This window comes from Pseudomonas sp. KH_027 (assembly GCF_057838565.1).
The window spans coordinates 4621339-4645930 of the sequence record NZ_CM174470.1 but is presented as its reverse complement, the minus strand read 5'-3'; the positions used below and the strand labels follow the sequence as shown (position 1 = coordinate 4645930).

Annotated in this window: 24 protein-coding genes; 12 read left to right on the top strand and 12 right to left on the bottom strand. The window is 63.1% G+C overall.

Translation table 11 applies throughout. From position 1 onward, the window contains the following. Positions 1-8: 8 nt before the first annotated feature. From cysT to oscA, 3 genes are all read right to left on the bottom strand, one after another. The gene (cysT, locus tag AC3IYG_RS21760; protein ID WP_489311548.1) at positions 9-827 is read right to left on the bottom strand and encodes a sulfate ABC transporter permease subunit CysT; all 819 of its coding nucleotides are present in this window, start codon (positions 825-827) and stop codon (positions 9-11) included. A 178-nt stretch (positions 828-1005) separates the two neighbouring features. Beyond that, a complete protein-coding gene (locus AC3IYG_RS21755) occupies positions 1006-2004 on the bottom strand; it encodes a sulfate ABC transporter substrate-binding protein (RefSeq protein WP_489311547.1) in 999 nt (332 codons plus the stop codon). A gap of 176 nt (positions 2005-2180) precedes the next feature. Next, positions 2181-2363: a sulfur starvation response protein OscA gene (gene oscA / locus AC3IYG_RS21750; protein ID WP_489311546.1), complete on the bottom strand. Its 183-nt coding sequence runs from the start codon at positions 2361-2363 to the stop codon at positions 2181-2183. Positions 2364-2792: 429 nt separating this feature from the next. Between oscA and AC3IYG_RS21745 the strand changes: the two genes are divergently transcribed. From AC3IYG_RS21745 to AC3IYG_RS21735, 3 genes are all read left to right on the top strand, one after another. Beyond that, positions 2793-3374: an alpha/beta hydrolase gene (locus AC3IYG_RS21745; protein ID WP_489311545.1), complete on the top strand. Its 582-nt coding sequence runs from the start codon at positions 2793-2795 to the stop codon at positions 3372-3374. A gap of 208 nt (positions 3375-3582) precedes the next feature. Continuing rightward, positions 3583-4530: a sigma 54-interacting transcriptional regulator gene (locus tag AC3IYG_RS21740; protein WP_489311544.1), complete on the top strand. Its 948-nt coding sequence runs from the start codon at positions 3583-3585 to the stop codon at positions 4528-4530. A 228-nt stretch (positions 4531-4758) separates the two neighbouring features. Then, on the top strand, positions 4759-6690 hold the full coding sequence (locus tag AC3IYG_RS21735; RefSeq protein ID WP_489311543.1) for a RecQ family ATP-dependent DNA helicase: 1932 nt from the start codon (positions 4759-4761) through the stop codon (positions 6688-6690). Between the two features lie 311 nt (positions 6691-7001). On the opposite strand, the gene AC3IYG_RS21730 is transcribed toward AC3IYG_RS21735, so the two are convergent. Further along, complete coding sequence (locus AC3IYG_RS21730) at positions 7002-7223, bottom strand: hypothetical protein (RefSeq protein WP_489311542.1); 222 nt, start codon at positions 7221-7223, stop codon at positions 7002-7004. After that, positions 7220-7435, bottom strand: coding sequence for a hypothetical protein (locus tag AC3IYG_RS21725; RefSeq protein WP_489311541.1), 216 nt, complete (start codon positions 7433-7435; stop codon positions 7220-7222). Before AC3IYG_RS21725 ends, AC3IYG_RS21730 begins: the two co-directional genes overlap by 4 nt. A 358-nt stretch (positions 7436-7793) precedes the next feature. Between AC3IYG_RS21725 and AC3IYG_RS21720 the strand changes: the two genes are divergently transcribed. After that, complete coding sequence (locus AC3IYG_RS21720) at positions 7794-8204, top strand: HPF/RaiA family ribosome-associated protein (protein WP_489311540.1); 411 nt, start codon at positions 7794-7796, stop codon at positions 8202-8204. Positions 8205-8365: 161 nt separating this feature from the next. Here the strand turns inward: AC3IYG_RS21720 and AC3IYG_RS21715 are convergent, their stop codons facing one another. Beyond that, positions 8366-9265: a LysR family transcriptional regulator gene (locus AC3IYG_RS21715; protein WP_489311539.1), complete on the bottom strand. Its 900-nt coding sequence runs from the start codon at positions 9263-9265 to the stop codon at positions 8366-8368. A gap of 114 nt (positions 9266-9379) precedes the next feature. On the opposite strand from AC3IYG_RS21715, the gene AC3IYG_RS21710 reads away from it, so the two are divergent. From AC3IYG_RS21710 to AC3IYG_RS21690, 5 genes are all read left to right on the top strand, one after another. Beyond that, the gene (locus AC3IYG_RS21710) at positions 9380-10621 is read left to right on the top strand and encodes a 3-hydroxyacyl-CoA dehydrogenase (RefSeq protein ID WP_489311538.1); all 1242 of its coding nucleotides are present in this window, start codon (positions 9380-9382) and stop codon (positions 10619-10621) included. Then, a complete protein-coding gene (locus AC3IYG_RS21705) occupies positions 10618-12408 on the top strand; it encodes an acyl-CoA dehydrogenase C-terminal domain-containing protein (protein WP_489311537.1) in 1791 nt (596 codons plus the stop codon). Before AC3IYG_RS21710 ends, AC3IYG_RS21705 begins: the two co-directional genes overlap by 4 nt. A 74-nt stretch (positions 12409-12482) precedes the next feature. Next, a complete protein-coding gene (locus AC3IYG_RS21700) occupies positions 12483-13643 on the top strand; it encodes an iron-containing alcohol dehydrogenase (protein WP_489311536.1) in 1161 nt (386 codons plus the stop codon). Between the two features lie 182 nt (positions 13644-13825). Then, entirely contained in the window at positions 13826-14266 is a 441-nt protein-coding gene (locus tag AC3IYG_RS21695) for an acyl-CoA thioesterase (protein WP_489311535.1), read from the top strand. Positions 14267-14405: 139 nt separating this feature from the next. Further along, positions 14406-15737, top strand: coding sequence for an IS4 family transposase (locus AC3IYG_RS21690; RefSeq protein WP_489309617.1), 1332 nt, complete (start codon positions 14406-14408; stop codon positions 15735-15737). A gap of 47 nt (positions 15738-15784) precedes the next feature. Here AC3IYG_RS21690 and AC3IYG_RS21685 read toward each other — a convergent pair whose 3' ends face one another. From AC3IYG_RS21685 to AC3IYG_RS21665, 5 genes are all read right to left on the bottom strand, one after another. After that, entirely contained in the window at positions 15785-16198 is a 414-nt protein-coding gene (locus AC3IYG_RS21685; RefSeq protein ID WP_489311534.1) for a glycine zipper domain-containing protein, read from the bottom strand. A gap of 120 nt (positions 16199-16318) precedes the next feature. Beyond that, a complete protein-coding gene (locus tag AC3IYG_RS21680; protein ID WP_489311533.1) occupies positions 16319-16807 on the bottom strand; it encodes a glycine zipper domain-containing protein in 489 nt (162 codons plus the stop codon). 398 nt (positions 16808-17205) lie between these two features. After that, entirely contained in the window at positions 17206-19536 is a 2331-nt protein-coding gene (locus tag AC3IYG_RS21675; RefSeq protein WP_489311532.1) for an FdhF/YdeP family oxidoreductase, read from the bottom strand. Then, a complete protein-coding gene (fdhD, locus tag AC3IYG_RS21670; protein WP_489311531.1) occupies positions 19533-20393 on the bottom strand; it encodes a formate dehydrogenase accessory sulfurtransferase FdhD in 861 nt (286 codons plus the stop codon). Before fdhD ends, AC3IYG_RS21675 begins: the two co-directional genes overlap by 4 nt. A 274-nt stretch (positions 20394-20667) precedes the next feature. Continuing rightward, complete coding sequence (locus AC3IYG_RS21665) at positions 20668-21561, bottom strand: LysR family transcriptional regulator (RefSeq protein ID WP_489311530.1); 894 nt, start codon at positions 21559-21561, stop codon at positions 20668-20670. A 193-nt stretch (positions 21562-21754) separates the two neighbouring features. Between AC3IYG_RS21665 and lysM the strand changes: the two genes are divergently transcribed. Next, positions 21755-22192: a peptidoglycan-binding protein LysM gene (gene lysM, locus AC3IYG_RS21660; protein ID WP_489311529.1), complete on the top strand. Its 438-nt coding sequence runs from the start codon at positions 21755-21757 to the stop codon at positions 22190-22192. Between the two features lie 64 nt (positions 22193-22256). Here lysM and yrfG read toward each other — a convergent pair whose 3' ends face one another. After that, the gene (gene yrfG / locus AC3IYG_RS21655; RefSeq protein WP_489311528.1) at positions 22257-22928 is read right to left on the bottom strand and encodes a GMP/IMP nucleotidase; all 672 of its coding nucleotides are present in this window, start codon (positions 22926-22928) and stop codon (positions 22257-22259) included. Between the two features lie 135 nt (positions 22929-23063). On the opposite strand from yrfG, the gene nudE reads away from it, so the two are divergent. Both nudE and cysQ read left to right on the top strand, forming a co-directional pair. Next, positions 23064-23642, top strand: a complete 579-nt coding sequence (nudE, locus tag AC3IYG_RS21650; RefSeq protein WP_489311527.1) for an ADP compounds hydrolase NudE — start codon at positions 23064-23066, stop codon at positions 23640-23642. Next, positions 23639-24475: a 3'(2'),5'-bisphosphate nucleotidase CysQ gene (cysQ, locus tag AC3IYG_RS21645; RefSeq protein WP_489311526.1), complete on the top strand. Its 837-nt coding sequence runs from the start codon at positions 23639-23641 to the stop codon at positions 24473-24475. Before nudE ends, cysQ begins: the two co-directional genes overlap by 4 nt. The last annotated feature ends 117 nt before the right edge of the window (positions 24476-24592 follow it).

Genomic DNA, 24592 nt, shown 5'->3' with positions numbered 1-24592 from the left:
GCTCCTTTTCATGGGGTTTCGATGCGCCGCTGCAGCAGGTTGATCAGCAGCAGCAGGATGAAGGACACCACCAGCATCAGCACGCCGATGGAGGTGGCGCCGGTGTAGTCGTACTGGTCGAGCTTGACCATGATCAGCAGCGGCAGGATCTCGGTTTTCATCGGCATGTTGCCGGCGATGAAAATCACCGAACCGTACTCGCCGACGCCGCGGGCAAAGGCCAGCGCGAAGCCGGTCAGCCAGGCCGGCAGCAAGGCCGGCACCAGCACGTGGCGGAACACCTGCAAGGGTTTGGCGCCGAGGCAGGCGGCGGCTTCTTCGACCTCGCGCGGAATATCGGCCAGCACCGGCTGCACCGTACGCACCACGAACGGCAGGGTGACGAAGGTCAGCGCCAGGGTAATGCCCAGCGGGGTGAAGGCGATCTTGAAACCGAGGTCGGTGGCGAACTGGCCGATCAGCCCGGACGGGGCGTACAGCGCGGTCAGCGCGATACCGGCCACGGCCGTCGGCAGGGCGAACGGCAGGTCGATCATCGCGTCGATGATTTTGCGTCCGCGGAACTCGTAGCGCACCAACACCCAGGCCAGCAGGGTGCCGATAACGCCGTTGAGGATGGCGGCGGCCAGCGCGGTACCGAAGCTGAGCTTCAGGGCGGCGAGTACCCGTGGGGCGGAAATGATGGCCCAGAACTGCTCCCAGGTGAGCTGGGCAGCGTGGACGAACATGGCACCCAGGGGAATCAGCACCAACAGACTGAGGTACACCAGGGTGTAACCCAGCGTCAGCCCGAAGCCGGGTATGACGGGGGAGATACGGCGAGACATAGCAATCCTTGTTAACGGGTGCAGCCGGATGCCAATCCGCGGCTACTGATGTGTCTGGGGCCCTGAGCCCGGCCAGCATTTCCGTTTACACGATGATGCTGGCGGGGTGGTTTCAGTGCTCGTTACAGCACAGGGCCCCGGCTCTTATGCGCAAGAACCGGGGCCTGTGATGTGGCGCTTACTGCGCCTGGTAAATCTTGTCGAAAATGCCGCCGTCGTTGAAGAATTTCGGCTGCGCGGTTTTCCAACCATTGAAATCTTTGTCGATAGTGACCAGCTTCAGGGTCGGGAACTGCTTGGCGAACTCGGCCGCGACCTTCTCATCCCGTGGGCGGTAGAAGTTCTTCGCGGCGATGCGCTGGCCTTCAGGGCTGTAAAGGTGCTTGAGATACGCTTCCGCCACTTCACGGGTGCCTTTCTTGTCGACGTTCTTGTCGACCACGGCTACCGGCGGCTCGGCCAGGATCGACAGCGATGGCGCAACGATTTCGAAGTTCTCGCCGCCCTGTTCTTTCAGCGCCAGGAAGGCCTCGTTTTCCCAAGCCAGCAGCACGTCGCCAATGTTGTTGTTGACGAAGGTGATGGTCGAGCCACGGGCACCGGTGTCGAGTACCGGCACGTTCTTATAGAGCTTCTGCACATAGTCCTGGGCTTTCTCTTCGCTGCCGTATTTCTGCAGGCCGTAGGCCCAGGCGGCGAGGAAGTTCCAGCGGGCGCCGCCGGAGGTTTTCGGGTTCGGGGTGATGACTTCGACGCCGGCTTTGGTCAGGTCATCCCAGTCCTTGATGCCTTTCGGGTTGCCCTTGCGCACCAGGAACACGATGGTCGAGGTGTACGGGGTGCTGGCGTTCGGTAGACGACTTTGCCAATCGGCTGGGATCAGTTTGCCAAGCTTGTTCAACTCGTCGATATCACCGGCCAGCGCCAGGGTCACGACGTCGGCGCGCAGGCCGTCGATCACCGCTCGCGCCTGTTTGCCCGAGCCACCGTGGGACTGTTGCACTTTGACAGCTTCGTGGCCCTGGGTTTGCCAGTATTTGTTGAATTCAGCGTTGTACTCTTGGTACAGCTCGCGTGTCGGGTCGTAGGACACGTTGAGGATTTCGGTGGCCGCAACGGCTGGGCCGGCGATCAGGGCGCTGGCCAGGGCGGCGAGGGCAAAACGGCGAATGGACATGGTGCAGCTCCTAAATATTCGAATACGGGTGTTGGCTTGTTATTGATTAGGGCGTTCGTGCGGTCGGCTCCGCATTCGCGGGCGACAGCTGCAATACCGGTGCGTGTTCATGGCGATGTGCTTCTCATGGTCACGCCCTCCGGTGGTCCGGTCGGGCTTGCTTGGGTGTGTCTGGTTCAGGCGTTCTTGCCGCTCGGCGGTTGCAGGCGGAATTTTTCTTTGCGCTCGATCTGCACGACCTGACCGTTATGCACGGTGATCTCCACCGAGCCAAACCGCAGGGCCTGCAGGGCGCTCTGGATCTCGCGCAGGATGCCGGCTTCGTCCTGGCCTTCAATGGTTCGAAGGGGTGCGCTCATCAATCTGCTCCTTGTAAAAGCGCCCCTGACGAGGCGTGGTCAGTAGGCGTGGAGCGGATAGTAGGGCGAAGCTGAATATTCTTAAAAATACTATTTAAGAATTTTTATATAACTAAATATAAGGTTTGATCGGCGCCACATTCAACTCACCGTCTTCTCGCGCCCAGGTTGTGTGGCGAAGTGCCGGATGGCTGTGGTGGTCGACGCTCCGCGGCAGTGGCACAGATGGGCGGTGCGTACCGGCAAAGCGGTTGCGGGGTCTTAGGTGGGAGTGACTGTTGAACGGTGACGGGAAGGCTCGGCTGCGGCATCAGAATCGACACGCATATTCATTTATAGAATAAATAAATAATTTCTTATTCCTTATGTTGCATGCGAGCCGTCCCTATACTGAGCGCCGAAACAGCCATTTTGCAGGAGGCGCACCCCATGCGCAGCGAGTCGATCCGCTATCTGATTGTGCCGGGCTGGCAAGGCTCGGCCGACGAGCATTGGCAGAGTCATTGGCAGCGCAGCCTGCCGAACAGCCAGCGTGTGGAGCAGGCCGATTGGTGGGTTCCGCAGCGCGAGGAGTGGGTGGCTGAACTGCAACGTGCCGTCGCTGCCGACAGTACGCCGGTGATCCTGATCGCTCATAGCTTGGGTTGCGTGACGGTCGCGCACTGGGCGACCCGTGCTCCGGTGGAGCTGTTGCGGCGGGTGCGCGGGGCGCTGCTGGTGGCGCCGGCGGATGTCGAGCGCCCGGGTTGCCCCGATGCATTGCAAGACTTTGCGCCGATTCCGCGTGATCTGCTGCCGTTTCCCAGTCAGTTGGTCGGTTCTGATAACGACTCGGCGGCGAGTGCCGCCCGGGCCATCGAGCTGGCGCGGCACTGGGGCGCTGACGCGGCGATCCTGAGTGGCGCCGGGCACATCAATGTGAAGTCCGGGCATCGGCGTTGGGAGCAAGGTTTTGCTTACCTGTTCCGCCTGCAGAGCCAGGTCGAACAGCACGCCCGGCGCCGTGCCTGAAAAGGTTGCTGAGCTTCGTCAAACCCGTAGGAGCGGGCCATGCCCGCGATGTTTTTGCTTGAGGGCTTTTGCGGGCATGGCCCGCTCTTACGAAAAACATTCGCCTCAATTCACCCCGCAGGAGCGCCGCCCATCACGCCCTGCATCGAGAGTCCTTTTGCACGCCTGAGTCGCTGAGCGGTCAGCTCGGCTCAGGTGGGAGCCTGCCATGAGTCGTATTGAAACCCCAGGTCTGCCGTTGCTGACCTTTCCGGAGGCGGATAAGAGCCCGCTGAGCATTCGCGCCAAAGCACTGGTGTTTGTCGATGCGCGTTCGCGGCAATTGCGTGAAGACGTCGCGCAAATCGCCCCCAGTCATCTACCGGTGCTGATCCACGGCGAAATGGGCACCGGCAAGGAGTTGCTGGCCCGGCATATCCACCGCGAGAGCGATCGGCCCGGGCTGTTTGTCGCGCTGAGCTGCAGCAGCCTCAGCCCGACTTATGCCGAGGCGGAACTGTTCGGCTATGTCGCCGGCGCGCACAGCGGTTCGGCCAGTAGCCGCGCCGGCTGGTTCGGCTCGGCCAATGGCGGCACCCTGTACCTGGACGAAATCGGCGACCTGCCGTTGACGCTGCAGGCCAAGCTGTTGGCGGCCCTGGAGACCCGCGAGGTGACCCGCGTCGGCGCCGCGCAACCGAGCCCGGTGGACGTGCGTCTGGTCGCGGCAACCAGCATCGACCTGGCCCAAGCCGTGGCTGCCGGCAAGTTCCATGAACGGCTTTACCTCTACCTCAACGAAGGGCGTCTGCTGCTGCCGGCGTTGCGCGAGCGGGTCGGCGACATCCTGCCCCTGGCGGAGTACTTCCTCGGTATCTACACCCAGCGCCTGGGTTTGCCGGTGCCGCTGATCAGCCATGCGGCGCAGCAGGTGCTGGAGTGGCACAGCTGGCCGGGTAATACCCGCGAGCTGGAAAACGTCATCCACTTCGCCCTGCTGGTCAGTAGCGGCGAGCAGATTCTGCCCGAGCACCTCAATCTGCCGGGGGCGCTGGAGCCCTTGACGGTGATCGAGCAGCAGTTCGAGCGGCTATTCACACAGCCCGGCGAGCTGGCCTTGGCGCAGCTGGATGCGTTGTTGCGGCGTGTCACCCAGTGGCGGCAACACTCGGGCTGAGGCCTTTTGGATGGCGCTGTTGACTGCATTGGGCATGGCAGGCGGTTAGCGCGTTGTTGCTCGGTCGGGTTCCCGATTGCGCGGTGACGATGAGGGCGGTATTGGAGTTGCGCAATTGACCTGCTCGGGAATCACGCTGCGGGGAGGGTCGGCCCACGCCACCCTGGCCTCAGCCTCCCCCGCACGTTATGGTCATCGGCCATTCAGCGGTCAACGGCGTGACGGCTCATGTTCAGCACCCTCGCACGTGTCTTCGGTTATGCACAATTTCGCCTCGGCCAGGAGGCGGCGATCAGCGCCGTGCTGGCTGGCCGTTCGGCGGCGGCGATCTTTCCCACCGGTTCGGGCAAATCGCTGTGCTATCAACTACCGGCGCTGCACCTGCCGCACCTGACCCTGGTGGTTTCGCCACTGTTGGCGTTGATGCAGGATCAACTGACGTTCCTGCACAAGCACGGCATCAGTGCGGCCAGCATCGACTCGGCGCAAAGCCGCGAAGAAACCAGCGCGGTGATGGCCCGCGCCCGCGCCGGCGAGCTGAAGATCCTGATGATCTCGGTCGAGCGCTTGAAGAACGAGCGGTTCCGCAGCTTTATCCAGCAGGTGCCGATTTCCCTGCTGGTGGTGGATGAGGCCCACTGCATTTCCGAGTGGGGCCACAACTTTCGCCCGGACTACCTCAAGCTGCCTGACTATCAGCGCCAGTTCGGCATTCCCCAGGTGCTGCTGCTCACTGCCACGGCAACGCCGCCGGTGATCGCCGACATGCAGGCCAAGTTCGCCATCGCCCCGGCGGACGTGATCACCACCGGCTTCTACCGGGCCAACCTTAACCTGTTGGTGGAGCCGGTGAGCGGCGGCGACAAACAACGCCGGCTGGTCGACTGGCTGAGCAGCCGTGCCGGGCAGCCGAGCATCGTCTACGTCACTCAGCAGCGAACCGCCGAGCAGGTTGCCCAGCACCTGAGCCAACGCGGCATTCCCGCCAGCGCCTACCATGCCGGCATGGTTCATGAGCAGCGCGAGGCGATCCAGCGTCAGTTCATGGCAGGCAAATTGAACTGCATCGTCGCCACCATCGCCTTCGGCATGGGCATCGACAAGAGCGACATCCGCAACGTGGTGCACTTCGACCTGCCGAAATCCATCGAAAATTACAGCCAGGAGATCGGCCGCGCCGGGCGTGACGGCTTGTCGTCCGACTGCCTGGTGCTGGCCAACCGCGACAGCCTCAATGTGCTGGAGAACTTCGTCTATGGCGATACGCCGGAGCGTGAGGGCATCCGCTACGTGCTCGACGAACTGCGCGGTGGCAGCGCGGGTGGGCAGTGGGAACTGATGCTCAACGCCCTGTCCGAGCAGAGCAACATTCGCCAGCTGCCATTGAAAACCCTGCTGGTGCAGTTGGAGTTACGCGGCATCATCGCCCCGCGCTATGCCTACTTCGCCGAATACCGCTTCAAATACCTGCTGGAGCCCGAGGCGCTGCAGGCCAAGTTCGACGGCGAGCGGCGGCAGTTCGTCGAGGCCCTGGTGCAGACCTCCAGCCGTGCCCGTACCTGGTGCACCGTGGATTTCGACGCGCTCTACCTGCAGCACCAGGCCGAGCGCAGCCGGGTGGTGAAGGCACTGGATTACTTCCAGGAGAAAGGCTGGGTCGAGCTGGAAAGCAAGCAGATGACCGATGTCTATGGGCTGCTCGACGCCGGCTTCGACCCCGAGGCCCTCAGTACCGAACTGCACGGTTACTTCAAGCAACAGGAACGCAGCGAAATCGCCCGTATCCAGGCCATGCTTGCACTGTTCGCCACCGAGCACTGCCTGAGCCAACGCCTCGCCGCCTACTTCGGCGACCAGCAAGCGCCCATGCATTGCGGGCATTGCTCGGTCTGCCACGGCCAGGTCGCCCACCTGCCGGAACCGCCAGCGCTGCAGCCGCTGGCCGAACACAACCTGCACGGCCTCTGTGGCGCCTTTATCCAGCGCCATCAGGAATTGAAAGGCACCTCACCCAGTGCCGAGTGTCTGACTCGCTTTCTCTGTGGCATCAGCGTGCCGCTGTTGAGCAAGCTCAAGGCGCGCAACCTACCGGGCTTCGCCGCGCTGGAAGCCTATCCCTACGCCGAGGTGCGCGGTTGGGCCCAACAGCGAAGCACATGAGCGGGTGCTGCCCTGGTGGTTCGAGGGCTCTTACGCCGACCGTAGGCACGCTCACCGACCAAAAGTGCCGAGCCTTGTGGGAGCGGCTTCAGCCGCGAAGAACACTAGGCAACGAAGCCAATGCAGCGTGGCTAAAGCCACTCCCACACGTTCGAGACTCGAGTGTTCCCACGCTCCGCGTCCGCTGCAGTGAGTGGTGTCCGGCGCGACAAGATCCAGATTGCGACGCCCGTGCATCACCCATGAAAAAGCCGCCTCGTCGGCGGCTTTTGTGGATCACGCATGAGTAAAGGGCGCCTTATTGGAAGGCATCAAGCCCGCTGCGTTAGTGGTTCAAGGCACGCTGGCTGCTGGTTCTCACCATGAGCCGTCACTGTCTTGACCGGTTGGCGCAGAGTAACGGGCGCCTGATCAAGCTGATTGGCCGCCTGGTTCATTTCCAAGGTGCGGCGCAGGCTCGCCTCGCTGTGCAGTTCGAACGGGTCTTCGTCAGCGCGGTGGCTGTCCTGACTCAGGGCCAGGTGGGTGTTCAACTGGTTTTGCTGAGTGCGATATACCTAAACGCTGCTGCGGCGTTACGCGCCTTCTGCGCGCTATGCTGTCTTGCTGCAAATAGTTGGCCGGCACCGATGGCCTGAAAGATCTGCTCCAGATTTGCACGTTCATCCCAAGCTTTGACAGTTTCGCCAACTCGCAGGATGTCGCGGGTGCTGAGTGGGAGGTTAACGGTGCTACTGATCGTCATAGGATGGAATCCCCCTCGCAACTAGCCATGCCCAGAGTGTAGCTCTTCTAGGCGCGGGGCTTTAGCGGAATTGGCGATAAAACGGCAACCCTTTGGATTCGGCTCGAATAATGGCCCGTTTTTACTGCCAGTCACTGTTAGCCAAGCGCTGAAAACACGGGCAATTGGAGGCAGTAAGATAGCTGTAAACAAACGGACAAACGGGGCGCGGTTTGGGCTAAGCTCGGCAAAAGACTGGGCGATGTCGACGCTGCATTGCCACGCAGCGGTAGCCGAGTCGAGGAGCGTCTTCAATCCGCCGGAACCTTGGCGGCTTGTATCTCCTCGAAGTAACAAGTAGTCAAAGCGAGGTAGCTCTATGCAAGTGCACGTGAACACCAACCAGATCGAAGGCAGCGCTCGGCTTCAGGAGTGGGTAGGTTCGGCAGTGATGGACAAGCTTGAGCACTTTGATGAGCTGCTCACCCGGGTCGAAGTCCATCTCAGCGATGAAAGCGCGCACAAGTCCGGCCCCGACGAAAAGCGCTGCCAGATCGAAGCCCGTCCCAAAGGCCATCAATCCATTTCCGTCACTCACAAGGCCCAAGAGTTGGGTCTGGCCGTGGACGGCGCCACGGAAAAAATGCGCCACGCCCTCGAACACCTGGTGGGCAGGCTCGATGCCAAAGTGGTGTCGACCGGGCGTCTCGAAGAACTGAGCGAAGAACCCACCGACGCCCTCCTGCAAGAGGATTTCCTGGCCAAGCAGGAAGCCCTGGGTAGGGACTGAGCATCCGATAGCGCCGTCCCCGCGCAGGCGGGGAGCCAAAAAACCAGCTTGCAATGAAGCCGCCTGAATAGGCGGCTTTTTTGTGGCTGTCCCGCTTGTGGTCAGGTCTTTCGCCGCGTGTGAGCAGTGGGCTCGCTCCTGCGGGGCTTGCGCTGTTCGCTTCAGGATTGGCCGATGACCATGATCTGCTCGATCAGCCACTGCAAGGCCGGGTCGCGCTGACGCTGGGCCAGGCTGACGACCTCCAAATGGAAGGGGCCGAGGTGGAAGGGCAGGTCGAAGAGTTGCAGCGGCAGCAAGGCGGCGAAGTGGCGAGCCAGTTGGCTGGGCAGTACGGCGGCCAGTTCGCTGCTGGCGACAATATGCGCGGCCTGCAGGTAGTTCGGTGTGGTGTAGAGGATCTCGCGGCTGAGGCCCTGTTCGCCGAGCCACTGGTCGACCATGCCGCGGGTTTGGCCGCCGTGGACCCAGAGGTGACGCAGTTGCAGAAACACGTCCAGGTTCATGCCGTTTTGTGCCAGTGGGTGGTCGCGGCGTAGCGCCAGTTGCAGGGTCTCGCTCATCCAGTGGCGGTGGGCGAAGCGTGCGGGCACTTCCTCGAAGCGCCCGAGCACCAGGTCCAGCTCGCCTTTATCCAGGGCTTCGCCCGGCAGGCGCGGGCTCAGGTGGCGGATGTCGATGCGGATGCGCGGCGCCAGTTGGCTGAGCTGCTGCAGCAGACGCGGCATGCAGATCAGTTCGACATAATCGGTGACCGCGATGCTGAAGTGCTGGCGGCTGCGGGCCGGCTCGAATACCTCGCCGGCACTGAGGCTTTGCTCGATCTGTTGCAGCGCCGCGCGGATCGGTGCCTCCAATGCCAGCGCCCGCGGGGTGGGTTGCATCACCCGGCCAACCCGGACCAGCAGCGGATCGTCGAGCAGGATGCGCAAGCGATTGAGGGCATTGCTGACCGCCGGCTGGCTCAGCGCCAGGCGCTCGGCGGCGCGGGAAACGTTGCATTCGCGCAGCAGCGCATCGAGCACGCGCAGCAGGTTCAGATCGAAGTTGGAGATATTCATTGTGTGAATGCCAAATATCACAAGACTAAATTTCAAAAATAGTACCGGGTTCCTTATGGTGTTGGGCGTTTTTGCGTTTGCCGCGCAGCGCCCAGCCTTCCACAGGAGCACCCGATGAGTCAGACCGTTTTCGATATTCAGCGAGCCGCCGTGATCGGCGCCGGCACCATGGGCCGCGGCATCGTCATGAGCCTGGCCAACGCCGGCATTCAGGTGCTGTGGCTGGACAACAACGCGCAGATGCTCGAACAGGCGATGAGCGTGGTCGCCGACACCAATGCGCATAACCTCAAGCTCGGGCGCATCACTGCCGAGCAGTCCGCCGCACGGCTGGCCTGTGTGACGCCGCTGAGCGATTACGCGGCGCTGGCGGATGCCGACCTGGTGATCGAGGCGGTGTACGAAAACCTCGAACTCAAGCAGCAGATCTTCCGCACCCTGGACGCCACCTTGAAGCAGGGCGCGATTCTCGCCAGCAACACCTCGGCACTGGATATCGACGCCATCGCCGCCGTCACCAAGCGGCCCGAGCATGTGCTGGGCCTGCACTTTTTCAGCCCGGCGCACATCATGAAGTTGCTGGAAATCGTTCGTGGCGCGAAGACGGGTAAAGCCGTGCTGGATGCCGCCCTGGACCTGGGCACGCGCATCGGCAAGGTCAGTGTTGTGGCAGGCAACTGCGACGGTTTTATCGGTAACCGCATGCTGCACACCTATGTGCGTGAAGCGCGCATGCTGTTGCTCGAAGGCGCGTATCCGCATCAGGTCGACGCTGCGCTGCAAGGTTTCGGTTTCGCCATGGGCCCGTTTCGCATGTATGACGTGGTCGGCATCGACCTCGAATGGCGCGCCCGTGAACTGGCCGGCAAAGGCCAGGACGACCCGGCCGTGCAGGTCGACAATCGCCTCTGCGGCCTCGGTCGTTTCGGTCAGAAGTCGCGCATGGGTTACTACCGTTACGCCGAAGGTAGCCGCCAGGCCGAGCACGACCCGGAAGTCGATGCGCTGGTGCTGCAGGTTTCAGAGCAGCTGGGTTTTCAGCGTCGCGCTATCGGCCCGGAGGAAATCCTCGAGCGCTGCCTGCTGGCGCTGGTCAACGAGGGCGCAAAAATCCTCGAAGAAAACATCGCCGCCAACAGCCATGACGTCGACCTGGTGTACCTCAACGGCTACGGCTTCCCCGCCGACAAAGGCGGGCCGATGAGCTGGGCGGACAGCCAGGGCGCCAGCGAAATTCTCGCGCGGTTGCGTGGCCTGCAAAACCACTTCGGCAACCAGTGGCAGCCGGCCGCACTGATCGAAAAACTGGCGGCCAGCGGCAAGCGCTTCGCCGACATCCAGGAGGGCCAGCTATGAGCTACCAAGCACCCCTGCGCGATATGCGCTTCGTGCTGCACGAACTGTTCGATGTCAGCGCCCACTGTGAGCAGCTCGGCAACGGCCTGGACCGCGAGCTGATCGATGGCGTGTTGGAAGAAGCCGCGCGCTACACCGGCGAAGTGGTGGCGCCGCTCAATCGCAACAGCGATGAAGAAGGCGTGACCCTGGAGAATGGCCAGGTCACTACCCCTGCGGGTTTCCGCGAGGCTTATCAGCAGTACGTCGACAACGGCTGGGCGAGCATGACCGGGCCGACGGAGTATGGTGGTCAGGGCTTCCCGCAAATGGTCGCGGCCAGCTTCCATGAAATGTTGATGGCGGCCAGCCTGTCGTTCCGCGTGTATTCCGGGCTGACCGAAGGCGCGGTATTGGCGCTGTACAAGCACGGCAGCGAAGAACTGAAAAACGCCTACCTGGAGAAGATGGTCAGCGGCACCTGGACTGGCACCATGTGCCTGACCGAGCCGCAGGCCGGCACCGACCTCGCGCTGTTGCGCACCAAGGCCGAGCCGCAGGCGGATGGCAGTTACGCCGTCACCGGCAGCAAGATTTTCATCAGCGGCGGCGAGCAGGACATGTCCGAGAACATCGTCCACCTGGTGCTCGCCCGCCTGCCGGATGCGCCGGCCGGGGTCAAAGGCATCAGCCTGCTGCTGGTGCCCAAGTTCATCGCCACTGCCGATGGCACGCCGGGGGCGAGAAACAGCCTGAGTTGTGGCGCCATCGAACACAAGATGGGCATCAAGGGCGCGGCCACCTGCGTGATGAATTTCGACGGCGCCACCGGCTGGCTGATCGGCTCCGCCAACCAGGGCCTGGCCTGCATGTTCACCATGATGAACGATGCACGCTTCCAGGTCGGTTTGCAGGGTTTGGGGATTGCCGAGCGCTCGTTCCAGGGGGCGTTGAGTTATGCCCGTGAGCGTTTGCAGTCGCGTGCGCTGAGCGGCCCGGCCGCGCCGGAAAAGGCCGCCGACCCGATCATCGTCCACCCGGATGTGCGGCGCATGCTGCTGACCCAGAAAACCCTGGTGGAAGGCAGCCGCATGCTTTCGGCCTACACCGCCCGCCAGCTCGACCTCGAGCACGGTCACCCGGATGCCGATGCACGCAAGGCGGCGAGCAAGCGTGTGGCGTTGCTGATCCCGATCGTTAAATCCTTCTTCACCGACATGGGTCAGGAGGTCGCCAGCCTCGGCGTGCAGGTGTACGGCGGCCACGGGTTTATTCGCGAGTGGGGCATGGAGCAACTGATGCGCGACAGCCGCATCACGCAGATCTACGAAGGCACTAACGGCATTCAGGCGCTGGATTTCATCCGCCGCAAACTGCTCGGTGATGGTGGTGCGGAGCTGAACAACCTGCAGGCTGAGTTGAGCGAGCTGTGCCGCGCTCAAGCTGAGCGCAGTGAGTTGCGCGAGCTGGTGGCACCGTTGCAGGTGCGCCTGCAGGAATGGCGTGCGCTGACCGCCGAAGTGCTGGCGGCGAGCAATCGCGACCCGCAGGAAATCGGTGCCTGCTCGGTGGATTTCCTCCAGTACTCCTCCTACGTGCTGCTCGCCGGGCTCTGGCTGCAAGCCGCCGCCCGCGCGCAGGATGCCTTGGGTGCCGGTACTGGCGAGGCGGCGTTCTACCAGGCCAAGCTGCACAGTGCGTTGTTCTACACTCGGCGGATTCTGCCGCGCGCCAGCAGCCACCGCGAAGCCCTGCAAGGCGGCGCGGATTGCCTGATGGCGATGCCGGAGGCGAGTTTCGCGTTCTGATCTTGCCCTTTCCCCAGCCCTCTCCCACAGCTGAGAGGAGGGTCAACACAAACACCGCAATTGAAGGAGCCGCCATGCACCCGTTCAGTTTCGCCACCACCGCGCAGATCATCTGTGAAACCGGCTCGGCTCGTCGCTTGGCCAACCTGTGCAGTGAGCGCGCCAAGTCGGTGCTGATCGTCACCGACCCCGGTATCCCCCGTTTCGGTCTGCTCGACGAGGTACTGCCCGGCTTCGTGATTGAAGGCGTGGCGGTCGCGGTGTTCGATCAAGTGGTGGCCGACCCACCGGAAGCGATTGTGCTCAGCGCGGTGCAACAGGCCCGCGAGATGCGGGCCGAGCTGATCGTCGGCTTCGGTGGCGGTAGTTCGATGGATGTGGCCAAGCTGGTCGCCCTGTTGGCTCATCCGAACTGCAAGCAGGCGCTGAGCGACATCTATGGCGTCGGCAATGCCAAGGGCCAGCGCCTGCCACTGATCCAGGTCCCGACCACGGCTGGCACCGGTTCGGAAGTCACCCAGATCGCCATTATCACCACCGGCGCAACCACTAAAATGGGTGTGGTCTCGCCGCTGCTGTTGCCCGACCTGGCGCTGCTGGATGCCGACCTGACGCTGGGTCTGCCGCCGGCGGTTACCGCCGCCACTGGCATCGATGCCATGGTGCACGCCATCGAGTCCTACACCAGCGCCTTGAAGAAGAACCCGCTGTCCGACCTGCTGGCCCGCGAGGCCTTGCGCCTGCTCGCGGCGAACCTGCAGGAGGCGGTGCACAACGGCCAGAACCGCGCGGCGCGCCAAGCCATGCTGCTCGGCGCCTGCCTCGCCGGCCAGGCCTTCGCCAACGCCCCGGTGGCGGCGGTGCATGCGCTGGCCTATCCGCTGGGTGGGCACTTTCATATTCCCCATGGGTTGAGCAACGCTCTGGTACTGCCCCATGTGCTGCGCTTCAACGCCCCGGCCGCCGGTGCGCTGTACGCCGAGCTGGCGCCGTTGTTGCTGGGCGAGCAACTCAAGGTGGGCAATGCGCAGAGCCTGACCGAGCAGTTCATCGCCGAACTGGCGGCGCTCAATGCCCGTCATGGCCTGCCGAGCCGCCTGCGCGATGCCGGCGTGCCCGAGGCGATGCTGCCCCAACTGGCGAGTGAGGCCATGCAGCAACAGCGCCTGCTGGTGAATAACCCGCGCGAAGTCAAAGAGGCCGATGCACTGGCGATCTACCAGGCGGCGTATTGATCGGCGCCGTCATTCCCGTGCAGGCTGGAATCCAGAATCGGCCCAGGTAACGCCGATTACCGCCTGCCGGGTCCCCGCTTGCGCGAGGACGACGGAGGCTGGCTGGGTAAGGCGGGCTGCAGCACCATCGTCATTCCCGCGCAGGCGGGAATCCAGAGAATCACTGACAACACGGACCTCCCATGAGCGACCATCAACACCAACGTGCCGACTACCGCCACTTCCAGCCGCTCAGTACCCGCTGGCACGACAACGACATCTACGGTCACGTCAACAACGTCACCTATTACAGCTTTTTCGACAGCGCGGTGAATACCTACCTGATCGAGGTGGGCGGCCTGGATATTCACGCCGGAGCTGTGGTCGGTTTCGTGGTCAGTTCGTCCTGCGACTACTTCGCCTCCATCGCTTTTCCCGAACGCATCGAAATCGGTTTACGGGTCGGCAAGCTGGGTAACAGCTCGGTGCAGTATGAGTTGGCAGTGTTCAAGCAGGGTGAAGGCGAAGCCTGTGCGGCAGGGCGTTTCGTGCATGTATTCGTCGACCGCGAGAGCAACCGGCCGGTGAGTATTCCGGACGGTTTGCGGGCGGCGTTGGCGGGCTTGCTGCCGCCTGCAACCTAGGTTGTGGCCGGGCTGCGCGAAGCTCAATCGTCGAAACAATAAAGCCCGCGCTAGGCGTAATGCTGTTCACTTAAGCATTTGAACGCCAGCCGGGCTTCCCCGAGAATCCGATGCCAGTCTTCCTGGTATCGGATTTTTTATGTCTTTCCAACAGCATCTGCTCGATCTGGGCGAGCTATTCAACTTCTCCGACCTGAGCACCTTCACCCAGAACATCCCAATCGAGTGGGTGGCGTCCGCGCTTGATCTTTCCTCTCAGGCCACCATCCGCCGTCGTCGGCTACCTGCCGATCAGGTGCTCTGGCTGGTGCTAGGCATGGCGCTCTTCCGCGATGAGCCTGTCCATGAGGTGGCCAGGCGTCTAAACATTTGTGCCCAGGGACTGGCTTCGGATTGCTTGCTGGCCAAAAGTGGTGTCACTGAGGCTCGCAAGCGGCTTGGCGCCGAGCCGGTCGAGTGGCTGTTCCGCAAAACTGGCAGCCAATGGGGAGGCGAACGCTATAGCGATGACACCTGGCGGGGGCTGCAGGTTTTTGCCGTGGACGGGGCACTCATGCGCACGCCCGATACGCCTGAACTACGGGACCATTTCGGGTCTGGCAATACCTCCACCGAGCGCCAGACGCCCTTCCCCATGATGCGTCTTGTAGCCTTGATGAATGTGCGCTCCCATTTGATTCTGAATGCCCAGCTGAGCCCCTATCGGCGCAGTGAAATGCGCCTGGCCGATGAGTTTTTGCAACAGATCCCCAACCATTCGGTCACGTTGTTCGATAAAGGCTTCTGGAGTGCTGATTTGCTGCTGAAAGTGGCCACGGCCGGTGACAACCGACACTGGTTGATCCCCGCTCGTCAGGGCCTGATCAGCGAGGAGGTGATCCGTTACGGCAAGCAGGATCGCCTGCTGCGTATGAAGGTTTCACCGCAGGCGAGAAAGCGTAACCCAGACCTACCAACCTACTGGGACGTGCGTGAAGTCAGCTATGCAGTGCAGGGCAAAGTGAAAACCGTCCTGACCTCGCTACCGGCCGACGCCTACAGCGCCGAAGCCGTTGCAGAGCTGTACCAGGAGCGCTGGGAAATTGAACTGGGCTTCAGGGATATCAAAAGCTCCATGCAGCAGAATGCCGCAACCCTGCGCAGCAAGAAGATTGACCTGATCTACCAGGAAGTTTGGGGATTGCTGCTGGCCTACAACATCATTCGTCGGGAGGCGAGTCAGGCGGCGGTAGCGTTTGGACGCACCCCGTCCGATATACGCTTCAAGCCGGCTTGCCAGTACATCGCCGTGCAGCTGATCGTGATGGCCGCTGCCAATCCACTGTCGGCAACAGGTAGACGCTTGTCGGCTTTGCGGGCGGGCATCGGAGGGTTGTTTCTGGATCACCGTCCAAGGCCATCACGACCAAGGACGGTGAAAATTTCCAAGACCCGTTACCCAGTTAACCGCAATGCTGCTCCGCTTAAGTGAACAGCATTACGCTCTAGGCGGGCTTTATTGTTCGGTTAGCGGAGCACTCAGTCGTGTTTGTGCTTCTTGTGTTTCTTGCCGTGACCTTTCTGGTGGCCATCATTGTCATCGGCCATGTCGTTGCCGAGGGCGCCGCCAGCAGCACCGCCCAGGCCGGCGCCGATGGTGGAGCCGGTGGTGCCGCCCAACTTGCCGCCGATCACCGAGCCGCCGGCTGCGCCGAGGCCGCCGCCGAGTGCGGCTTCGGTTTTGTTGCCGTTTTTGGCGCTGATCGCGCCGCCAGCCGCACCACCGAGACCGGCGCCGACCGCGGCACCGGTGCTGCCGCCGATTTGCTGGCCGATCACGTTACCGAGCGCACCGCCGACACCGCCACCGATCGCGGCCTTGGTGTTGTCGCCAGCCAGCACCGGCTGGGCCGCGAGCAGGCTGAATGTGAGCAGCAGAAGTGACTTACGCATGTGGATTACCTCAGGCTAAAACGTGATGAAGGGTGGTCACGCCATGCGTAGAGGAGAGCATGGTTGTCCGTCACTGTTAGGGTTTTGATCCGCTTTCAAGTGCAAAGGTTCTGCTGCAGATCAGTCGTCGTGACGGTGTCTGCGGTGTTTGTGGTGTTTTTTGCCATGACCGCGGTGGTAACCGTTGTCATGGCGATAATCGTCGCGGTAGCCGCGGCGACCGCCGCGATAGTCATCATCGTCGTCGCGGTTGGCGTCGCCGTAGTTGTTACCGAGCGCACCGCCTGCACCGCCGCCGAGGGCTGCACCGATCAGGCCGCCGGTGGTACCCCCCATTTTGGTGCCGATCACGTTGCCGCCGGCCGCGCCCAGGCCACCGCCGATGGCGGCCTCGGTCTTGTTGCCGCGACGTGCGCCGACCGCACCGCCGGCCGCGCCGCCGACACCAGCACCGATGGCCGCGCCGGTGCTACCGCCAACCTGTTGGCCAACCACAGAACCCAGCACGCCGCCCAGTGCGCCACCCACGCCGGCTTCGGTATTACCGCCGGCGAGGGCGGCACCGCCGACCAGGCTAAGGGACAGCAAGAGCATCGAGGAGTACTTCATGTCCAGACGAACCTATAGAGGGATGACGGCGCGATCCTGTCCTGCCGACAGCCCTCTGGCAAGCGCTTGCCGACGAGTAGCACGGGTTATTTCACGGTTCGTAAATATTTGTTTTTAGGGGAGAACTTGCAGTTTTTTGGGCGGTCTGAGGCTTCTTGTAAAACCTAATTGCCGGCATTTCGTGAGGCCGGTTTGGGGAGTTCTACGGGGCTGAAAAGTTCCGCAATCCTCTCGCGCTGTCCCCGCCTTTTCGAATTCAATCCATGCCTCTTCAATTCCATGCCTCGGCGCGCCGCATCTCAACGCTGCGGTGCTGCTGCCGGGTCGTCAGGGGGCGTGTCGCCAGGCGCAATAAGGCCCCCCTGGATTGCGCCTGACAACACGGCACAGTTGGGCTTTTAGGCAATCCGCCGGTTATCGCTCGCCGCCTCGAAGCGGATGGCGACGAACTTCGAGGTCGGCGTATAGCTGCCATCCCCCACGCTTTCCAATGGTACCAAGGGGTTGGTCTCCGGGTAGTAGGCAGCGGCCTGCCCGGCCGGGATATCGAAGGCCAGCAGGGTGAAACCGCTGACCCGACGTTCGCGCCCATCGCCCCATAACGACAGTACATCGACCTTCTGCCCCGGCTTGTAGCCCAGGCGGATGATATCGGCTTCGTTGGCGAACACCACATTGCGCTGGCCCTTGACCCCGCGGTAGCGGTCGTCGAGGCCATAGATGGTGGTGTTGTACTGATCGTGGGAGCGCAGGGTCTGCAGGATCAGATCCGGCACTTCGCCACGGGCGCGGATGCCTTCGTGGACGAGATCGTTCGGCAGGCTGTTGGCTTTGAAGTTGGCCCGCCCGGACGGGGTGTTCCAGCGCCGTTGCGCCACGGCGCTACCGAGGTAGAACCCACCGGGTTCGCGCACCCGTTGGTTGAAGCCGTTGAAGCCGGGAATGGTATCGGCGATCAGCTCACGGATACGGTCGTAATCCTCTATCAGCCACCGCCAGTCCACCGGCCTTTTGCCCAGGGTGGCGGCGGCGATGCCGGCGACTATCGCCGGCTCCGAGCGCATTTGCGGGCTCAGCGGCTGCAACTGGCCATTAGAGGCATGCACCATGCTGAAGGAGTCTTCCACGGTGACCGCTTGCGGACCGTTGGCTTGTTGGTCGATGTCGGTACGGCCGAGGCACGGCAGAATCAGCGCCTGCTTGCCGAGGGTCAGGTGGCTGCGGTTGAGCTTGGTGCTGATCTGTACGGTCAGCGCACAGTTGCGCAGGGCTTGCGCGGTGCGGGTGGTGTCGGGCGTGGCCATGGCGAAGTTGCCGCCGAGGCCGATAAACACCTTGGCGCGGCCGTCGAGCATGGCGTGGATGGCTTCAACGGTGTTGTGCCCGTCGGTGCGCGGCACGTGGAACTTGAAGCGCCGCTCCAGGGCATCGAGAAAGAACGCCGGTGGCCGGTCGTTGATGCCCATGGTCCGATCGCCTTGCACATTGCTATGGCCGCGCACCGGGCACAGGCCGGCGCCCGGCTTGCCGAGGTTGCCGCGCAGCAGCATCAGGTTGGCGATTTCCTGGATGGTCAGCACCGAATGGCGATGCTGGGTGATGCCCATGGCCCAGCACATGATCACCCGTTCGGCGTTGCGGTAGAGGTGGGCGAGCTGTTCGATCTCGGCTTTCGCCAGGCCCGATTGCGCGACGATCTGCTCCCATTCCGTGGCGTCCACCACGGCCAGGTAGGCCTCGACCTCGGCGGTGTGCTGCGCGATAAAGGCGTGGTCGAAGACCGTGGAGTGGTCTTTGGCCGCTGCCTCGCGGTCCCATTTCAGCAGGAACTTGGCCATACCGCGCAGTACCGCCATGTCGCCACCCAGGGCCGGGCGGAAGTAGGCGGTATTGGTCGGCTTGTCACTGTTGCTGAGCATTTCCAGCGGATTTTGTGGGTGTTGGAAACGCTCCAGGCCACGTTCCTTCAGTGGGTTGATGCACACCACCTGGGCGCCGCGTTTGACCGCTTCACGCAGCGGTTCGAGCATGCGCGGGTGGTTGGTGCCGGGATTCTGGCCGAGGACGAAAATCGCATCGGCGTGCTCGAAGTCCTCGAAGGTCACGCTGCCTTTGCCGACCCCGACGCTCTGGCCGAGCGCCACGCCGCTGGCCTCGTGGCACATGTTCGAACAGTCGGGAAAGTTGTTGGTGCCGTAGGCGCGTACGAACAGCTGATAGAGGTAGGCGGCTTCGTTGCTGGCGCGGCCGGAGGTGTAGAACTCGGCCTGGTCCGGGCTTTCCAGGTTGTGCAGGTGCTTGGCGATCAGCGCGAAGGCGGCGTCCCAGCTGATCGGCAGGTAGTGGTCGGTTTCCGGGTCGTAGCACAGCGGTTCGGTCAACCGGCCCTGGTATTCGAGCCAGTAATCGCTCTGCTCACGCAAGGTGCTGACGCTGTGCTTGGCGAAGAAGGCGGCATCCACCCGGCGTTTGGTGGCTTCCCAGTTGACGGCCTTGGCGCCGTTCTCGCAGAACTTGACCATGCCGCTTTCCGCCGACTCGCCCCAGGCGCAGCCGGGGCAATCGAAGCCACCGTGCTGGTTGGTCTTGAGCAGGGTGCGGATGTTTTTCAGCGCGTTGTCACTTTCCAGCCAGAAGTGCGTCACGCTGCGCAGCGCACCCCAGCCGCCAGCCGCGCCCTTGTAGGGTTTGTAGCGTTTACTCGGGTTGAGGTCGGCATGGTGGCTCATAGGCTTAACTCCGGGCTGTAAACCCGCGGCGCACTCTGGTGCGGCAGGTGGATCAGGTTGAGGTTGTGGCGCCGCGCCCATTGCACGGCGAGACCGGTGGGGGCGGAGAGGCTGACCAGGGTCTGAATGCCGGCGCGCAGGACTTTCTGGATCAGCTCCAGGCTGCAGCGGCTGGTGACGATGGCCAGGCCGCCGGTCAGCGGCAGTTGCTGGCGGGTGAGGGCGCCGATCAGCTTGTCCAGGGCGTTGTGTCGGCCGATGTCCTCGCGGCCCAGGCGCAGTTCGCCGTTGCCATCCATGAACAAGGCGGCATGCACGGCGCCGCAGTGCTGGCCGAGGGGTTGGTAGTTGCCGATGCGCTGGCGCAGGCCGTCGAGCCAGGCGAGCGGCGGCAGTGGCGCGCCAGCGAGTACGTCGAGTTCGGGCAGGGCCTGTTCCACCGCTTCCACGCCGCACAGACCGCAACCGCTGCTACCGGCCAGTTGTCGGCGTTGTTGCTTGAGGTTCCAGAACGCGCGGCTGCTGATCTGCACCTCGGCCTGGCGAGCGGCGCCGGTGCCGCTCAGTTGTACGTCATAGATCTCATCGATGGACTCGACAATGCCACTGCCCAGGCTGAAGCCAACCACGAAATCGTCCAGATCGGCGGGCGAAACCAGCATCACCGCCTGGCTGATGCCGTTGAAGGCGATGGCCAGCGCGACTTCTTCGGCCAGTCCGGCGCTGGCCGGCTGGGCTTGATCGAGGGCGCAATAGCTGTAGGTCTGGCTGGCAGCGGCAAGGGGCGTGGTCAGGGTTGCTGAGAGCGGTCTAGCAGCACTGGCTGCCGGGGCGCGGGGTTGGCGCAGGGCACTCATCGGGATTCACCGGCTGGTTGTTATTTAACCAGCCTAGGCCGCTTGTCGGGCGCCGTCTAATCGCTAGTGCTGATGTATTGATAGATGCGCTCGATGATCGTCGAGAAAGGGCTCATGTCGGTCGGGTTGGCGGCGTAAGCGAAGAGTGTGCCGCGCCCTCGCTCCACCGTGCCGCGTAACCCAAGATTGCGGTAGTGCGGATACCGGCGTATCGGCGGGTTATGGCGCGTTGGATGTGACGCATGAGGCTGGGACGTGGCGCGCCTAACCCACCCTACGGTCGTGGCTTCTGCAACAACCCCTGGGCTTCGACGAAGCAGGCTTCGGCCAGTGCCGAGCGCGGTGCCGCCCGGCGCATGATCAACCCCAGTGGCGCCAGGGTGTGGGCTTCTTCGATCGGTTGCAGGCGCAGGTGCTCGGTCAAGGCGTCAAGGCCACCGGTTAGCGGCATGATTGCGCAGCACAGCCCGCCGTGCACGGCTTGCAGGAGTTGATGCACGACATCGGTTTCCAGCAACGGCAGCGGCGTCAGGCCGCGACTGCGGAAGCCGTGGTTGATCGACTGGCGAAAGTGCATGCCGCTGGAGAGCAGGGCCAACGGCAGCTCGATCAAGGCCTCCCAGCTCAGCGCCGCCGCGCCGAAGCTGAAATGGCGCTGGTCGTAGAGCAGGCCCATGTGGGTTTCGGCCAGTGGCAGGCTGTCGAAGTGTTCGGCATTCAAGCGGTCGAGGTAAGACACGCCGAGGTCCAGGCGGTTGCTCGCCAGCTGTTCGAGAATCTGCTCGGAGCTGAGCGCCGAGAGTTCGAAGCGCAGGCTCGGGTGTTGCTGATGCAGGCGGTGCAGCAGCGGCACCGGGTCGAAGCTGGACAGCGGCACCACACCCAGGCGCAGGGTGCCGGTCAAACTGCCGCGGCAGGCGGCGGCTTCGGCCAGCAGCCCGTCGTAGGCGCTGAGTACGCTGCGCGCCCAGGCCAGCACCCGCTCGCCCGGTTCGGTGAAACCCTCGAAGCGTTGAGCACGTTTGACCAGCGGCAGTTCGAGTTCTTCTTCCAGGCTGCGCAGGCGCATCGACAGGGTCGGCTGGGTCACATGGCAGCGCGCCGCCGCCTGGCCGAAGTGGCGGGTTTCGTCGAGGGCGATCAGGAATTTCAGCTGTTTGATGTCCATCATCGCTCCGAGGCGCAGGCTGTCGGCTCGATTCTAACGTGCGCCAGCATTGCCGGTGTGCCGAGATGTGCCGAGGTTTGGGGTGGCTTGGGGCGTTGCTGCCAGTCAGTTGATGGAACTTGTCTGCCGCTGGTTAGTCTGGATAGATTGCAAGCGTTGGGACGACTAACTCTACCTACATGGAGCAACACTTATGAGTATCTTCAGCTTTGTCAAAGAAGCAGGCGCCAAGCTTTGGGGGTCGCTGGTCGGCCAGGAGGCACAAGCGGCCGAGTCGTTGAAGGAGCACGTAGCCAAGGTTGGCCTGGGTAACCCGAATATCCAGGTCACGGTGGAAGGCGAAAAGGTGATCGCCGTAGGCGAGGTCGCCACCCAGGAAGAGAAGGAAAAAATCCTCCTGGCGCTGGGTAACGTGGCCGGGGTCGCCGAGGTCGAGGATCGCATCACGGTGGCTACGCCGGCTGCTGCGGCGCGCTTCGTCACGGTCAAGAAGGGCGACACGCTGAGTGCGATCGCCAAGGCCGAGTACGGCAACGCCAATCTTTATCCGAAAATTTTCGAAGCGAACAAACCCATGCTCAGCCATCCGGACAAGATCTACCCGGGGCAGGTGCTACGGATTCCCGCGTGATTTTCCAGTGTTTGCGCCCTTCCTAGCTGAAGAGGCGCGTCGGTAACGGCGCGGGTCTGGCTGCTCAGGCCCGCGCCAAGCCCTTGATAAGTTGGCGATAATCCTCGACTGCGGCGAATTCCTCGGTGTCCTTCGGGCCTTTGCGGCTGTCCGGTTCGCGCACAGCCAGCAGGTGGGCGACGCCGAATTGCCTGGCGCTGCGCAGAATGGGCAGGCTGTCGTCGATAAACAGGCTGCGCGCCGGCTCGAAGCCAAAGTCCTGTTGCAGGGCGAACCAGAACTGCTGCGCTTCCTTGGCAAAGCCATAGTCGTGAGAGCTGATCAGTCGGTCGAAATAGGGCGCCAGCTCGATTCTTTCCAGCTTCAGCGACAGTGAGTCAGGGTGCGCGTTGGTGATCAGCGCCACGCGTTTGCCGGCGCTGCGCAGGGCGGCGAGGCAGGTGTCGGCGTCCGGGCGCAGGGCGATCAGGTCGGCGACTTCGCGCTTGAGTTCACGGATCGGCAGCTTCAACTCGCGGCTCCAGAAATCCGTGCAGTACCAGTTCAATTGCCCGGCGTGCTCGCGAAACAGCGGCAGCAGTTCGGCATCGGCCTGGCTGCGGGCGATGCCGTGGTGCTCGGCATAGCGCTGCGGCAGGTGTTCCAGCCAGAAATGATTGTCGAAGTGCAGGTCGAGCAGGGTGCCGTCCATATCGAGGAGGACGGTGTCGATGTCGGCCCAAGGCAGTTGCGGCATGATGGCCTCTTGTCAGGTTCGGAGGGCGGATGACGCGATTGAGCCGGCAACAGTCGCCTGGGCGAAATCTGTCACGGCGATAATCCCTAGGGTCGCGGTATGATAACCCGCCAGGTCACGCCAAGGAGCCGTCTCATGCGTCAGAAACCCACCGTACTCGCCCGCGAGATCGTCGCGAGCAGTCGTCTGTTTCGGGTCGAGGAGTTGCAGCTGCGCTTCGCCAATGGCGTCGAGCGCACCTACGAACGCCTGGTGGGCAAGGGCGCGGGCTACGGCGCGGTGATGATCGTGGCGCTGGCGGATGCCGAGCACGTATTGCTGGTGGAAGAATACTGCGCCGGCACCGACGACTATCAATTGTCCTTGCCCAAAGGCTTGATCGAACCGGGCGAGGATGTGCTGGAGGCGGCCAATCGCGAGCTCAAGGAGGAGGCCGGGTTTGGCGCGCGGCAGCTGGAGCTGCTGACCGAGCTGTCGCTGTCGCCGGGTTACATGAGCCAGAAGATTCAAGTGGTGCTGGCCCGCGACCTGTACCCGGAAAGCCTGCCGGGCGATGAGCCGGAACCGCTCGGTGTGGAACGCGTCAGCCTGCATGAAATCTCCAGCCTGGTGCAGCACCCGCAGTTCAGCGAAGGGCGGGCGCTGGCCGCGTTGTACCTGGCGCGCGACCTGTTGACCCAGCGTGGCGAATTCCTGCCGGGAGAGCGCTCATGAGTGCCGCAAACCTGGGCCACCCATATCTGGTGCCGGTCATCGAACTGGCCCGGCGGGCGGGTGAAGCCATCCTGCCGCATTGGCGCTCGGGCGTGGCGGTCACGGCGAAGGCCGATGCGTCGCCGGTCACCGCCGCCGATCTGGCCGCCCATGATGTGCTGGTCGCCGGGCTGACGGCGCTTGATCCGAGCATTCCGGTGTTGTCCGAAGAGGCGGCGGACATTGCCTTGAGCGAACGCGGGAATTGGACGCGCTGGTGGCTGGTCGACCCGCTGGATGGCACCAAGGAATTCATTTCCGGCAGTGAGGAGTTCACCGTCAATGTGGCGCTGATCGAGCAGGGCCGGGTGCTGTTCGGCGTGGTCGGCATGCCTACCAGCGGCCGCTATTATTACGGCGGCGCGGGGCTTGGAGCCTGGCGCGCGGAAGCGGATGGCGAGGTGGCTGCGGTGGCGGTGCGGGTTGCGCCGAGCGAGGCCTTTACCGTGGTGGCCAGCCGTCGCCACTCCAGCCCGGCGCAAGAGCGCCTGCTGGCCGGCTTGACCCAGCGTTTCGGCGACTTGCAACTGGCCAGCGTCGGCAGCTCGTTGAAGTTCTGCCTGCTCGCCGAAGGCGCGGCGGATTGCTATCCGCGCCTGGCGCCCACCTCGCAGTGGGACACAGCGGCGGCGCAGGGTGTGCTCGAAGGCGCCGGTGGCGAAGTGCTGGATATCCAGGGCGCGCCCCTGACCTACGAGGCGCGGGAATCCTTCCTCAATCCATCCTTCCTGGCCCTGCCGGCGGCGGCCGAATGGCGCGCCGAGTTGCTGCAACTGGCCCGGGCGCTGGACTAGCCGCTCAGGCTTCAGGCATTCCGCAGGAGTGGGCCATGTGCGCAAAGCTTGGGCGTTGCAGCCTTTCGCGGGCATGGCCCGCTCCTACAGTCCAGTTGAGCGTGCCCATCTTGATCG